A 13,293-nucleotide genomic window follows, 5' to 3' on the forward strand; every position below is an offset into this window, starting at 1 on the left:
AGGCCCGCGCCCTCTGAGCGCCTCCCTCCCGGACGGCCATCACCTCGTCCGGAAGGCCGGCGCGGTACACGAACGCACCGAGGCCCCTTCCGTGGGCCCCGAGGAGCGAACGTCCCCGGCCGCGAAGGCGGACGCCCGCCGCAACGGAGCGGGACGTCGTCGGTGCCTCGCACCGTGGCCCGGCATGACAAGCTGTGCCTGCCCATCCCCGAACCCAGGAGGTCACCATGACCGAAGAGCCCGCAGCCACGGAAGGTTCGGAGCCGACCGCCCCCGAGACGTCCCCTCTGGCGCCGGACGACGACGGCAACTACGACCTCAAGCGCAAGTTCCGCGAAGCCCTGGCCCGCAAGCGCGGTGCGCAGGCGGACGCGGCCGACGTCGCCGCCAACCCGGACGCGTCGAAGGTGCGCGCGGCGCACGGTCCGGCCGCGAGCCAGCGGTCGTTCCGGCGCAAGAGCGGCGGCTGAGCCGAACGGACCCGCGCTCCGACCGCGCCACCGGGACGCGGCGCGCCGTCCGGCCGCCCGGTGCCGTGACCCGCGGCGTGCGCGTGTCCGCGTGCGCGCCACGGGCGGGGCACGGCCGGCGGCGCCGACCGGGCCGTTCACGACGCCGGTCCGGCGGCTCCCGCGCGCCCGTCCCGGCCCCGTGGCCCTCGGAGAGTCCCGTCCGCTCGGCTGACGGGACTCGTCAGTGATCGTCCCAGTGCCCGTCGTGGGCGGCGTGCCGGTGGCCGTCGTGCGCGTAGTCGATGTGGTCGTCGTGGGGGACGGCCGCGTGCCCGCAGCCCGTGCCGTGCTCGTGGGGGTGGGAAGCGTGCGAGGTGTGCTCCCGGGGTTCGCATTCGTCCGCGTGGCCGTCGTGCATCCGGTGCAGGTGGCCGTCGTGCGCGTAGTCGACGTGATCGTCATGGGGCAGCGCCACATGCCCGCAGCCTTCGCCGTGGAGGTGGGGGTGGCCGGGGTGCTCGACGTGCGTGGCAGTCATCGTTCTCTCCGTTGACGCATCGGGTGTGCCCCCTTCCGCAGTCTCCTCCGCCGCGACCGTCCGCGCACGTCCTCCGCCCCGCCGGGGCGGCACCCCGGAGGCGTCACGGCCTGCCGCCGGCCGCTCGCCCACGCCGACGAAGGCCCACGCCGGCCCCCGAGGGGCTCGCGCGGGACCGCGGACCGGGCGGGCGAACGCAGAGGGCCGGGGCCGGTGGCCCCGCCACCGGCCCCGGCCCTCACGGGCGTCAGCGCGTCACATCGGCCCGTCGGACCGGCTCGTCACGTCAACCCGTCACATCGGCTCGGGGAAGATGTCGCTGATGCTCCAGGCGACGCTGAAGCAGGGGAAGAGGGCGTCGGCCTCCTGCTCGGTGTCGAGGGACTGGAGCGCGAGGATCTGGCTCATGGATGATCTCCTCTTTCCTGTAGGGGTCGTACGGTTTTCTGTACGGGCCGTACGGTCGGTCACTGCGACCCCGGCGCGGAGGCGTCCGCCACCGTGCCGAGGGGTTCATGGGGGCCGTCCGATGCCGTCGGGCGGCCGCCGGGAGCCGGGTGGGCGCACGTACGGGGGCCCGTCAGGAGCGGGCCGGCCAGCAAGCGGCGCAGGACCAGCAGGACACCGGCCCCGCCGCTGGACAGGTCGGCGGTGAACCGCTGCGACCCCGCTCCGAGGAAGCGGACGCCGCGCCGGTACGGGACGGCGTACTTCAGCAGGCCGGTCGCGGCGCGCACCGCGTCCTCGCGGGCGGCGTCCGTGCCGGTGAGTTCGGCGTGCCCGGTCAGGAACCAGGCCAGCCCGGCAAGGCCCCGGTACAGGCCGACTTCCTTCGTGGCGCGGGAGACCCGGATGCCGGTGACCAGCCGGGGCAGCGCCGCGGCGCAGCGCTCGTCCGGCGCGGTGGCCACGTAGCGGGTGAGCACCGTCGCGAGACCGGCCGCGCCCGTGGCCAGGTACGGCATGGCACGGGTGAACCGCGCGTCGTCGGAGAGGGACAGGGCGCCGTCGTCCAGCGGGAAGGTCCGGTCCAGCTCCTGGTGGAGCAGCAGGCGGCCCGCCTCCAGGAAGCGGGCCTCACCCGTCTCGCGGGCCAGACGGTGGAGGAAGAGGGCGACCCCCGAACGGCCGTGCAGCAGGCCGCGGGCGTCGTGCTCGCCGAGGGTGGCCGGCAGGTCGGGGGCGCGCAGCAGGTGTTCCCCCGCCGCGGCGGCCCGCTCCAGGTGACCGCTCTCGCCGGTCAGCCGGTGCAGGGCGAGCCAGCCCAGACCGACCCCGGCCCGTCCGCCCGCCAGCGTGCCGCAGGAGGCGGTGAGCGGATGGCCGTCGGCGTCCCGGAGCAGGTCGACGGCCTCGTCCGGCAGGCCGAGGCCGGCCAGCACCCGGGCGATGCCGGCCGAGCCGACGAGCAGTCCGGGCGGCAGCGCGCCGCGCAGCGCCAGCGTGTCGCGCCGCAGCCGTTCGCGGATCTCCTCCGGCACCGCGACCCCGGCACGGTGCAGGGAGTGCACCACCCCGGCCGTGCCGTAGGCCAGGCACACGTTGTTGGTCCGGAACGCCTCCGGCGAGGGCGGGAAGGCCCATTCCGGCCGGTCGGCGTCGGCCGTCCCGAGGAGGCCCTCGGCCACCTCCCCGGCGAACCGGGCGAGACAGCCGCGCGGATCGGCGTCCAGCTCGGCGGGGGAGGGCGGTCGACCGGGACCGTTCCCGTCCCGTGCCCGGCCCTCCGCCGGGTGTTCCGCCGCGTGGAAGGCGGTCGCCCGCCGCCACAGGTCCTGCGGCGGAGCCACGTCCGCCAGGTCGCGGCGCAGCAGCGCGAGGTTGGCGGGCGCGTGCTCGGCGATCTCGTGGAACGGGGCCAGGAAGGCGAGCGCGACCGCCGCCGCGCCGTACCGGTCCCGCAGCAGCGGGTCGGTGTGGGTCCGGCGCAGGCCGGGCGGCGGTGTGAACCCCGGGGTGCCCATCCCGGACGGGGCCTCGGACAGTGCCGAGGCCGCCTCGAAGTCCACCAGCCGGATCCCGCCCGACGGCGTGACCAGGACGTTGCCCAGGCTGAGGTCGCCGAACCGGTGACCGGCGGCGTGCAGCCGCCCGAGCGAGGCGTCCAGCCCGGCGAGGAGGTGCCGGCACGCCCCGTAGTACGCGGCGACGGACGCGGCGGTGCGGTCGGCGCGGGCCAGCGGGGAGGACCGGCTCAGCCAGCCCACCAGCGGTTCCCCCGCGACGTACTCGGTGACGAGGAAGTCGTGCTCCCACTCCGTGAAGTGGTCCAGCGGTTCCGGGCCGACCCCCGGGGCGGTCGCGTGCAGCTCGCGCAGCACGTCGTACTCGTGCCGCAGCCGTTGCCGCGCGTCGGTCCCGTCGAAGACCAGGCCGTTGTGGGCGCGGGCCTCCTTGAGGAAGACGGTGCGGCCGGTCCGCCGGTCGCGGGCCAGGTAGGCGCCGCCGGCGTTGCTCAGGCGTACCGCGCGGGTCACCTCGTAGTCGCGGATCAGGATCGGGCCCTCGTGCGGCCGCTCCTCCTGCTCGACGAAGGGGTCCGTGATCCCCGCGGGCAGGTGGAAGACGGGCAGCCGCGCGTCCACGACCTCGCGGCCGGACCCGTCGCGGACCACCCCTTCCCGGGTGCCGTCGGCCCGCAGCCGGCTGCGGGCGCCGTCGAAGGAGCCGTAGCGGTAGTGGACCGTCCGCGAGTCGCGGAAGCGCCGGTCGGTGAGGACGTACGGCCCCTCCTCCCCGTCGAGCGCGTCACGCAGGCGTTCGAGGAGCCGGCGGGCGGTCGCCGTGTCCGGCGGGTAGACGGCGCAGAACTTGCCCGCCTGGGCCCGCGCGGCGTGCTTGTGGTGGAGGAACAGGAAGAAGAGCCGGGCGCTGAGGTGCTTGAACGGCACGCCTTCGGAGAAGCAGATCCCGGCGACCGCGTCGAGCACGTGCTGCGCCCGGTCGAGCCGCGCCGACACGTGGATCTTCCAGCCCTGCCCGGCGAGCCCGGCGCGCGGACCGGGCCAGAACGTCCAGATGCCCCGGTCGGCGCCGCGCAGGCCCGGCGGCACCTCACCGGGAGCGAAACGCGGCCCGGGGTCGGCCACGCTGGGCAGCGGCAGGTAGTACTCCCGGTCCGCGAGCGCCTCGCCGAAGCCTTCGAGCACGGGATCTCCTCCCCGAGTGGTGGTGGGCCGCCCCCACGGTCCCGCGCGCCGGACGCCGGGACCGGCAGGTACGGGGGCGGTTGGGGCGGCGGCATGCGACCGGTGGCAAGTGAGAGCATCTCCGGGACGGCCTGCGGATCCCTCGCGCGCCCGTCGCGCGCCCCACGAGGCGGTCGGCGTCCTCGCCGCATTCGCCGATGGGGGAAGAGGGGCCTCGGCAGACGTGCTCCTCGTGTGCGGTTCCGGCCGTAATCGGCTGAGAACTCCTGACGGAACGACGCTTCGGGGTCGGCTCCTCGTCGTGGGGCACCGTCCGGCAGCATGGGGCGATGGACTTCGAGCAGCCGTTGCCCCGTGAGCTGAAAGCCGTCGACTCGGCCTCGTTGATCGGGCTGGAGGAGCGGGCGTGCGACCTCGGCCTGAACCAGCGGCTGGATCCGGCCTGGGTGCGAGCGAACGCGGCGCCCGACGGCACCCACTACCTGTGGCCGGTCCTGTGGCACAGCCTGTCCCACCGCCCGGACGTTCCACGACACGTGCGGTGGGAGCTGCTGATTACCCTGCGTACGGGCGACCGCGTGCTGAGCCTGCTGGATGCGATCCCCGACGACTTCACCCCGTTGCCGAAGGTGACCTCACGCGAAGAGGGGATGCGGGTCAGGCGGCTCCTTGACCAAGCTCCTTCGGTCCGGGAATGGCTCCTGCGGAAGGGCGGGGGCCCGGATCGGCGGTGACGGGCGTCGCCGACGAGACGGCCGATTCCTTCGACCGGGTGAACGCCGTCGACCTGCGCGGCGTCCTGGCGGCGATGAAGCACGAGCCGCGGCAGGTGCGGGAGCAGGACAGCGGCGCCCTCGTCAACTGTCCGTCCCCGGGCGGACTCGTCGGACTGCCCGAGCGCGCGGCCTGCCACGCCTCCGAGCACGGCGTCATCGGTCTGACCCGCAGCGCCGCGGTCGAGTACGCGCCCCGGGGCATCCGCGTCAACGCCGTATGCCCCGGTGTCATCGACACGCCGATGGTCGCCGACATGGTCGTGAACCAGGCCGAGGCCATGGCCGGGATCATCGAGGAACAGTCCATCGGGCGACGGGGGCGGGCGGAGGAGGTCGTGGCAGCCGCCCTGTGGCTTGTGCAGCTCCGGCGCCGGATTCGTCGTCGGAACGGCACTCCCCGTCGACGGCGGCTTCACCGTCCACTGATCACGGCGCCGGACAGGCACTCCCCGTCGGCGGCAGCGGGCCCACCGCGAAGCGACCTCCTGGGCCGCGATCGCCTTCCCGGGCCTCCCGGGCCCTCCTGCGGGACCGGGAGGCCCGGACAAGGCCCGGTGAAGGACTCCGTCGCCCCCCGGTTCGCCCGCCGGTTCGCCCCTGAGAGGCCGGCTCTCCTCCGGAGACGGATTCCTTGGACGGAACCCGTCCCCCAGGTGCTTCACCTGCCTGCCGGCCCGACCGGCTCGCCCGGCCGCCGGGGTGGAACAGGCTTCGTTACCCGCACGCGGCGATCGAAGAACTGCGGCGAAGGAACGGCCCCGGGCTTTGGCCGACGGCGGACATGAGGGAGCCGGGGCGGATGCCGCGTACCCCCGTCGTCACCAGCCCAGGACCCCGGTGAGGTAATCGTGGGCCATCCTGGCGTACTTCAGCGGGCATGCCGTCGCCGGGTCCTGTTCGGCCTCGACGACCAGCCATCCCTCGTAGCCGGCTCTCCCCAGTACCGAGAGGACGGGCTCGAATTCGATCGAACCTTCCGGGTCTCCGGGCACGGTGAAGACGCCCTGCAGGATCCCCTCCTGGAAGGACAGGCGGTCGCTCTTCACCTTTTCGGCCACGGGTTGGCGGACGTTCTTGAGGTGAACGTGCTTGATCCGCCGCTGGTGTTTCTCCACGGTCTTGAGCGGGTCGCCGCCCGCGAACTGGAGATGCCCGGTGTCGAACAGCAGATGCACGTGCTCGGGGTCGGTGCCCGCCATCAGCCTGTCGATGTCCTCGGCCGTCTGCACACCGGTACCCATGTGATGGTGGTAACAGAGCCGCATCCCCTTGGCCGCGGCCAGCTCGCCGATCTCGTTGAGCCCGCCGGTGAGCAGTTCCCATTCGTGGTGGGTGAACTCGGGGCGGTGCTTGAAGACCGGGACGGGCTGCAGGTGAGACGACCGCCCGAATTCGGCGACCACGATGTCCTGGCCGCCCACTTTCTCCAGGAAATCCAGCTGCCTCTTGAAATTCTCGACGGTCCGCTCTTTCTCTCCGACCGTGAAGTAGGTGCTCACCCAGGGCTCGGACACCTTCAGGCCGCGCAGGTCGAGCGCCTTCTTGAGCACGGCGGGATCGGTCGGGTACTTGTGACCGATGCTGCAGCCCTGGAATCCCGCGAGCGCCATCTCGCTCACGCACTGCTCGAACGGGATCCCGATGTCGATCAGCGGAAAGTCGTCGTTCCACCACAGTGTCGGCGTGACGCCGAGGGACACCTTGTCGCGGCCCAGGTTCGGAACGGTGCCGGTCGTCACGCTTTCTCCTCTTGCTCGTGGGAGTCCTCGAACACGGGCGGCTGGGCCCACGACCCGTAGCCCGGCGCCTTCGCGCCGGACGGGTGCGCGCCGATCGCCCGCCACAGCAGCCCCTCGGTGTAGGCGTCGGGGGAGACGACGAACGGGGGTTCGCTTCCGTCTCCGCCGTGCGCGCGGTCCTCCCCGGCCCGCTGTTGTCCGGGCACGGTCGGCCAGGACCGGCTTCCCTCGGGCATGCTGTCGTCCGGGACGGCGGGCTTCGCTCCGCTCCGCCCGGGCGCCGTCCAGGCCGCCACGTCCATGCGTCCCGTCAGTTCCGGGCCGTACCAGACGCCGACGTACCAGAGTTTGATGACGCTCTTCACGACCGGATCGGCGGGAAGGGCGCAGGGATCGGAAGTCATCGCCTTCTGGAGCGCATCCGCCCCTTCTTGACTCACGACCGTCTCGTAGTACACCTCTGCCTGACCGGTTCCCCACAGGTCGAATTCGCTGAACCCGGTCACGGTGGCAGAGAACTTCACGAATTCGCGCAGCTTCTCTTCCGCGGTTGTTCCTTGCGTCACGATGCCTCCTCCTTCGACGGTGACGGTCTAGATCTCGAATGTCGGTCCGGCGTTCTTCCCCGGATGCCCTGTGAGCGGGTTGCGGATGAGCCGGTTCATGCCGTCGCGCATGCGGAACATCTCCCAAACCGCCTTCAGCAGAAGGTCGGGCCGGCCGTTGTAGGCCAGATTGATGGTGGCCAGGAAGGAGGCGTAGAACTGGTTGAATTCCTCGGCCGCCGCCAGGACCTGCGGGTCTCCCGCGAGGTCCGCCAGCTTGATGTCCGGCTTCACCGGATAGACGGCATCCCAGTCGACGTTCAGATCCGGGCCGGAGGGCTCGCCCGGGCTGTCGCCCTTCTGGTAGTACCTTCCCTTGTTCAGTTGCTGGAACCTGTAGTAGTGGGCGATTTCGTCCTGGCTGTCGAAGATGCCGCCGTACAGCCCTTCTCCCTGCTCCGCGACGAGGGTGAGCGCCGCGACCGCGGTGTCGCGGCCGGTCACCTCGATCACGTCGCCGCCACCGGAGTAGAAGTACTCGGGAGACACCTGGCGAGCGGGATCGCCGGTGAAGATCGTCTTCCCCGCCGTACGGGCCTGGTCCTCCAGGTGGTTGATGCCCCGGACGATCTCCTCGTAGAACTCGCCGATGCTCGAGAAACGCTGGGAGGGGTCTCCGGGGACGAGGCCGAGGATCGTCCCGGACTCCTCGAGTTCCGCCAGTTCCTCCGGAGGCGGTGCCGCGCCGTGGGGCGCCAGCCCGAGGGCCGCCCAGTCCATCGGTACGAACCTGTCTTCCTCGGTGTCCGCCTGTGCGGGCTTCTCGATCTTCAGGAACGTGTCGAGAGCCTCGCGCGAGAACGGCCGGAGGTGCACCTCGAAGTAGTCGGGACCGCACGGCAGGCGCGTCGGATAGTTCGGCACGAAGTTCGGCTTGGTGAGGTCCGGCGTCCCGCCCACGGCGTTCATGACGTTCGCGACCAGGGTGAGGTGCAGCATCTCCTCGACGGCCACGACCCTGATGACGTGCCAGGCATCCGAGTTCTTCCCCGGATGCAGCGAGTAGAGCGCGGTCAGGTAGGGCGGGAGCGTCGCATGCTCCAACTGGAGCCCCTTGTACAGGTACTCGTGCAGCTCCTCGATGGTCTGGATCCGGGAGCCCCGGGGCGGCGCTGATTCTGAAACGGACATGTTCCCCCAATCGTGGGCGGTGGCGGTGGCGGTGGCGGTGGCGGTGGCGGTGGCGGTGGCGGTGACTGTGGACGGTGTCGCGTCCGGCCCGCCGATCCGCAAGCCGTTCAGCCGCGGACGACGGCCGGCGCCTTCGCGGCACGCAGCTGCTTGACGATGTGGGCCGAACTGCGGAAGGCGAGCGCCGCCATGGTCAGGCTGATGTTGGAAGTCCCGATCGAGGGCAGGCTGCCGGGCCCGACCAGGTAGAGGTTGTCGTGGTCCCACGACTGCTGGGTGTGGTCGACCACCGAGTTCGCCGGGTCGGTTCCCATGATGTGGGTGCCCGCGAGGTGGTTGCCGCCCACGATGTTGTACCACTGGCCCTCGTGCTCGACGGCGCTGTGGCGGTCCTTGTCGTACGTGGTCCAGTCCTCGGCGCCGAGCTTCTCGAAGATGTCCTTCGCGAGCTTGCGGGCGAACGCGGCGCCCCGCATGGTGTAGGGCGGGATCGTGAGCGACACGACCGGTTTCACGTTGCCGAGGGCGTCCTTGTACCGGTCGTCCACGGTGACCGCGTTGTTCCTGTCGGGCAGCAGGTCGATCATGAAGGCCAGCAGGAGCTGCCGGGAGATCCGGTTCCCGAGCGTCCTGCGCAACTCCGGCCCGCGCAGACCCTGCTTGTCGACGAGTTCGACCAGGTCCGTGTAGGGCGAGCCGGTCGCCCACCCCCAGCCGTCGTTGTGGATGTCCACGCCGAATCCGGCCTGGGTCCTGCGGAACCGCCCGCCGCGCAGGTCGGTGATCCCGCTCGTGCAGGACGTGCCCCGCATGGTGCCGGCCGGCTCGGGCAGCAGACCCCAGGACAGCAGGTACGCGTGGTCCATCAGGTTGCGGCCGATCAGTTTGCTGCGGCTCATGCGCTGCATGTCGGAGGCCAGCATGAGCCGGGCGTTCTCGATGGCGTGCGCGCAGAGGACGTAGACGGTGCCCTTCACCGTGTACGTGTCGTAGCTGTCGGAGTCGAGCGACCGGTAGTTCTTGACGGTGATCCCGGTCACCCGTCGGTTCTGCTCGTCGATCTCGACCTTGGACGCGACGGCCTGCGTCACGATCTTGACGTTCCCCTTGCGGAGCGCCTTGGCCAGCGTCTTTCCCGCGTGGTACTTGGCCTGCACGGGGCAGATCGGGACGCAGTTGGTGTTGCCCTGGCAGCGCTCGCCCTCCTCCACCTGGCTCGTGCTCACCGCGCCGACCGGGACGAAGCCCTTGCCGCCGTCGTAAGCGGCGTTCGGCACGCCGTTACGGGCCTGCGGAAAGCTCCGTACCCGGAGGGTGTAATCGTTGTCCGCCAGGTTGACCCGCATGCCGTCCACGCCCCGGGCGACCACCTGGTCGAGATAGGACGGCGGCATGCGGTGCATCGGGAACACGTATCCCTCGGGGAAGCGCATTCCCAGGTACGCCTGGTCCTCGACTTCGGCGGCCACGCCCAGTTCGGCCTCGGCCTGCCGGTAGTAGGGCTCCAGGTCGTCGTAGCCGAGCGGCCAGTTCAGGCCCTGGCCGTACCTGGTCCGCAGGTCGAAGTCCTCGGGAAGCATGCGCAGCGCCTTCCCCTCCCAGTGCATGGAGGTGCCGCCGAGGACCCGGGTGAAGGTGGTGTCCGTGCAGTACTTGTCCTCCTGCACGAGGTAGAAGGCGTCCGGGGGCGTCTCCGGACCCACCGGCATGGTGTCGGTGCTCCTGGGCATCCGGGCGTTCGGGTTGAACGGGTACGGAGACTGGTTGTCCTTGACGATCGCGCCGTAGAACCGCGACAGGTACGACTCGTACTCGGCGAGGTCCAGGTCCTTGCCGGGGCCGGCTTCGAGGATCAGCACCTTGTAGCCCGCCTGGCTCAGCTGCTCGGCGACGATGGAACCCGCCATGCCGCCACCGACGACAACGGCGTCCCACTCCTCTCCCGCGGCCTCCGCGGCGCTGGTCCGCGTCGCGGCCCCGGCCGGGAAGATCACCGCTTCCGTATCGTCGTAAGACGTCATTGATGCCCCTTGTCGCGTCTGGGGGTGGCCTCACCCCGATGACGGGCAGAACAGCCCGGTGACGGATCCCACCAGCCGTCAGGACGGATGGTGAGCGCATGACTGTCGGAGGTCGGCCGCTGCCGCCGGCGAGAGAGAACCGGCTCGGAACCCGATGTCGAGCCGGAGAACCGAGGCGAGCGAGCATCGCGGCGCCCACCGATGAACCGCTGAGGCTTCCCGTCGTCCCCGGCGGGTCCCGGCGCCGACCGCGGCCGCTCGCCGCGCTGTCGGATCGTTCGCGTACGTCGTGTACGAGGACCACCCTCGGCTGTGGGATGGGCCGCGTCCGACGCCGCTCGCCGGTCCACCGGGGATCATGGGAAGGGCCTCGGCACGAGGCTTGCATATGTCGCTGTCGTTCCGTGCCGTCGCGCCGGGGATCTTGTCGGCAAACCCATCGTTCGGGCGTAATCAGCGAGCCGTTCTCCACCCCGTGCTGACGCGTGGGGTGGAGAACGGCTCGCCGATGGGGCAACGCTCCGGTCGCGGATCGTGATCTCCAGGCCCGATCGTCGGCTCGCCGGTGCCGGCGGGTCCGGTGTTACTGGAGCGTGCGGGCCGCCCGCACCTGGCGAAGGTGGAACGGGACGTCGTGCGAGTCCGAGAGGCCCACCTGCGGGGCCGACGCGACTCCCGTCGCGGGCACGGGTGCCGCCGGGAGCCCGCTCCTCGATCGGCCGACCGGCGGGCGGTGCCGGGCCGACGTGAAGCCGGCAGAGCGGCGCCGAGCGCTGCGTGTGCTTGCCGGTTCTTCATGCTGCCCGTAGAGGTCGAGACCGTCCGCGTGCCGTCCGCTCTTCAGGTTTTCAGGTCTTCGGTTCCGCGACGCCTGCGATCACGAGTGCCGGACGATGCTCGGCCCCGGGTCGCGTGGGCCCGGCAGCGCTGGACGCGTGCGGGACGCGGTCCCCACTCCCTTCCGTTCGAACTCCTTCACGCACGCCGTGTGCGCGCCGGAGCCGGACCGCCCCGGGTGGTCGCGCAGGCTGCCCGGTGGCCGGGGCCGCCGAAGGCGACCACGGCCACCGGGCGGAGCACCCGGTTCCCGAACGGTGTCGACGCGCGCCGCTCAGCAGTTCCGGATGGACCACACGGGCGTCCAGTCGTACGTGAACGGCGTGGGCTCCGGCAGGACGACGTCCAGCACCTGGCCGTTCTGGCCGTAGAAGAACGCGGCGGCGCCGACCTGGTTGTTCACCACCTGGCCCACGCCGTTCCAGTGGGACAGGGAGTACTGCTGGCACCGGTAGAGGAAGAAGACCTTGTACTTGCCCACCACCGGGTCCCAGACCCCGGTGCAGAGATTCCCCGGCGCGCACGTGACGGGGCTGCCCGACGTCGTGTGCGCGTAGTTCGCCCAGGGCGAGATCGTCGGTGACACGGCCGCCACGGCACGCGAGGACGGTCCCTCGCCCCGGGGCGCCGGTGGCATGACCACGGTGTGGCCGCCGCTCTCGCGAGGCCCGTCCGAGGCCGCCGCCCGGGCCGGGCCCGCCGCGAAGGCGGACACCAGCGCCCACAGGAGGGCACCGGCCACACCGAGGGCGGAACGCCAGGTACGCGACATCGTCACTCCTTCTCCGGGGATGCCCGGGTTCACTTCTGACCCGTGCACAGCGGTACGTCCGGCAACTGGTCGTCCGGATGGCTGATGTAGATGTTGGTGACGTAGCCCCCGTACTGCGGCAGATACGCCCACCAGTCGTTGGTGTACGGCGGGACGGAGACGAGCTGTCCCTTCTTCTGGCAGCCCACCAGCACCTCCACGCCGGCCGGGAGCCGGGTCAGCAGGTTGTCCCCGACGGCCGGTTCCCTCCGGACGGCGACGTCCTGCCCCCACGTCCCGTACCACTTCCCCTTCGGCGCCGTTCCGCCGGGAACGTTCAGGGAACGGGTCAGCCGGCCGAGGTCGGTGTACGCCTTCCCGTACGACGTGCCGTCCGGGTGCAGGGTGAGGACGGCCACGATCGAACGGTCACCCGCCCCGACGGTGCCGGTCGTGTGCAGCGCCGGCCGGTCCAGGTCGACGCTCACCCCACCCGCGCCGGCGGGCGCGGGACCCGAGGCGTCGGTGCCACGAGCCGCAGGGGCGCTCACGGAGCCGCAGCTCCCGTTCGCGTACCTCCCCGACCAGCCCTGCTTCACGGCCCACGGGCGGTCGAACGCGGCGGCGATGCCGAAATGCTGGTCGAAGGAGTCCGACGCGCACCGGGTCGACCGGCGCAGACGCTCCATGACGAAGTCCCGGACCGGCGCGGGAGCGGACTCCAGGATGTGCCGGTAGGTCTTCACGATGTCGCGGGCCGACATGGCCGTGTAGCCCCAGTACCCCTCGTGGGTCGCCGGTGGGGGAGCGGTGTCGGTGAGTCCGAGCCGCGTGACCATGCGCTCGACGATCGCCGGCCCGCCGTAGGCCGACCAGTAGTGGTTGGCGGCGGCGTCCTGACTGCTGCGGAGCATGGCGTCCAGCCGCGTACGGTCGGCGACCGGGATGGTGTCGGGGCTGCGGTTCCACAGGAAGTCGAGGGCGATCAGGAGTTTGACGACCGACGCGGAGCGGAACGTGGCGGCCGGGGCGAGCTGTTCGGTGAACGTTCCGGTCTGCCGGTCGAACACGGCCACGCCCGCCGTGACCCCCGCGGGCACCTGGGGGCCCGCGGGCGTGACCGACACGGGGGCGCCCGCCGGTTCCGTCGCGGCCGCGACGGAGTGCGGGAGCGCCGCGCCGGTGAAGGAGAGGGAGAGGAGGGCCGCGGTCGCGGCGAGCAGGCGCCGAGGCGTACGGCGAGCGGTGGTGCGGGAGTTCCTGGCGGTGCGGAACATGGCGTGAGAAGTCCTCG

At 71.7% G+C, this 13,293-nt stretch carries 10 protein-coding genes and 1 pseudogene; 3 read left to right on the plus strand and 8 right to left on the minus strand.

Annotated features, from left to right (window positions below):
* Positions 1-227 precede the first annotated feature (227 nt).
* A complete protein-coding gene (locus ACFYZY_RS19945) occupies positions 228-470 on the plus strand; it encodes a DUF5302 domain-containing protein (protein ID WP_388695715.1) in 243 nt (80 codons plus the stop codon).
* A 223-nt stretch (positions 471-693) separates the two neighbouring features.
* Here the strand turns inward: ACFYZY_RS19945 and ACFYZY_RS19950 are convergent, their stop codons facing one another.
* Both ACFYZY_RS19950 and lanKC read right to left on the minus strand, forming a co-directional pair.
* Positions 694-990 carry a hypothetical protein gene (locus ACFYZY_RS19950; protein ID WP_388695718.1) on the minus strand — a complete coding sequence of 99 codons (297 nt, stop codon included), beginning with the start codon at positions 988-990 and terminating at the stop codon, positions 694-696.
* Positions 991-1,457: 467 nt separating this feature from the next.
* Positions 1,458-4,139 carry a class III lanthionine synthetase LanKC gene (gene lanKC, locus ACFYZY_RS19955; protein ID WP_388695721.1) on the minus strand — a complete coding sequence of 894 codons (2,682 nt, stop codon included), beginning with the start codon at positions 4,137-4,139 and terminating at the stop codon, positions 1,458-1,460.
* A 329-nt stretch (positions 4,140-4,468) separates the two neighbouring features.
* Between lanKC and ACFYZY_RS19960 the strand changes: the two genes are divergently transcribed.
* Both ACFYZY_RS19960 and ACFYZY_RS19965 read left to right on the plus strand, forming a co-directional pair.
* A complete protein-coding gene (locus ACFYZY_RS19960) occupies positions 4,469-4,873 on the plus strand; it encodes a hypothetical protein (protein ID WP_388695724.1) in 405 nt (134 codons plus the stop codon).
* Positions 4,873-5,341 (plus strand): annotated as a pseudogene (locus tag ACFYZY_RS19965) (SDR family oxidoreductase); the annotation flags it as partial. The gene ACFYZY_RS19960 and the pseudogene ACFYZY_RS19965, both read left to right, overlap by 1 nt.
* Before the next feature lie 392 nt (positions 5,342-5,733).
* On the opposite strand, the gene iolE reads toward ACFYZY_RS19965, so the two are convergent.
* The 6 genes from iolE to ACFYZY_RS19995 all read right to left on the minus strand — a co-directional run bounded on the left by iolE (position 5,734) and on the right by ACFYZY_RS19995 (position 13,276).
* Positions 5,734-6,654 carry a myo-inosose-2 dehydratase gene (gene iolE / locus ACFYZY_RS19970; RefSeq protein ID WP_388695726.1) on the minus strand — a complete coding sequence of 307 codons (921 nt, stop codon included), beginning with the start codon at positions 6,652-6,654 and terminating at the stop codon, positions 5,734-5,736.
* A complete protein-coding gene (locus tag ACFYZY_RS19975) occupies positions 6,651-7,220 on the minus strand; it encodes a hypothetical protein (RefSeq protein ID WP_388695728.1) in 570 nt (189 codons plus the stop codon). Before ACFYZY_RS19975 ends, iolE begins: the two co-directional genes overlap by 4 nt.
* 27 nt (positions 7,221-7,247) lie before the next feature.
* Positions 7,248-8,390: a ferritin-like protein gene (locus ACFYZY_RS19980; RefSeq protein ID WP_388695730.1), complete on the minus strand. Its 1,143-nt coding sequence runs from the start codon at positions 8,388-8,390 to the stop codon at positions 7,248-7,250.
* Positions 8,391-8,497: 107 nt separating this feature from the next.
* Positions 8,498-10,411 (minus strand): GMC family oxidoreductase, encoded by a 1,914-nt coding sequence (locus ACFYZY_RS19985; protein WP_388695732.1) that lies wholly within the window; start codon positions 10,409-10,411, stop codon positions 8,498-8,500.
* A gap of 1,111 nt (positions 10,412-11,522) precedes the next feature.
* Positions 11,523-12,020, minus strand: a complete 498-nt coding sequence (locus ACFYZY_RS19990; RefSeq protein WP_388695735.1) for a hypothetical protein — start codon at positions 12,018-12,020, stop codon at positions 11,523-11,525.
* 29 nt (positions 12,021-12,049) lie between these two features.
* Positions 12,050-13,276 (minus strand): hypothetical protein, encoded by a 1,227-nt coding sequence (locus ACFYZY_RS19995; protein WP_388695736.1) that lies wholly within the window; start codon positions 13,274-13,276, stop codon positions 12,050-12,052.
* Between the last annotated feature and the right edge of the window lie 17 nt (positions 13,277-13,293).

The organism is Streptomyces sp. NPDC001744 (assembly GCF_042892575.1).
Classification (GTDB): Bacteria; Actinomycetota; Actinomycetes; order Streptomycetales; family Streptomycetaceae; genus Streptomyces.

What these genes read in the sequence shown, in the direction of transcription:
- ACFYZY_RS19985 (WP_388695732.1), bottom strand. Translation starts at nt 10,411, where the DNA reads ATGACGTCTTACGACGATACGGAAGCGGTGATCTTCCCGGCCGGGGCC.
- ACFYZY_RS19990 (WP_388695735.1), bottom strand. Translation starts at nt 12,020, where the DNA reads ATGTCGCGTACCTGGCGTTCCGCCCTCGGTGTGGCCGGTGCCCTCCTG.
- ACFYZY_RS19980 (WP_388695730.1), bottom strand. Translation starts at nt 8,390, where the DNA reads ATGTCCGTTTCAGAATCAGCGCCGCCCCGGGGCTCCCGGATCCAGACC.
- ACFYZY_RS19945 (WP_388695715.1), top strand. Translation starts at nt 228, where the DNA reads ATGACCGAAGAGCCCGCAGCCACGGAAGGTTCGGAGCCGACCGCCCCC.
- ACFYZY_RS19950 (WP_388695718.1), bottom strand. Translation starts at nt 990, where the DNA reads ATGACTGCCACGCACGTCGAGCACCCCGGCCACCCCCACCTCCACGGC.
- ACFYZY_RS19960 (WP_388695724.1), top strand. Translation starts at nt 4,469, where the DNA reads ATGGACTTCGAGCAGCCGTTGCCCCGTGAGCTGAAAGCCGTCGACTCG.
- ACFYZY_RS19995 (WP_388695736.1), bottom strand. Translation starts at nt 13,276, where the DNA reads ATGTTCCGCACCGCCAGGAACTCCCGCACCACCGCTCGCCGTACGCCT.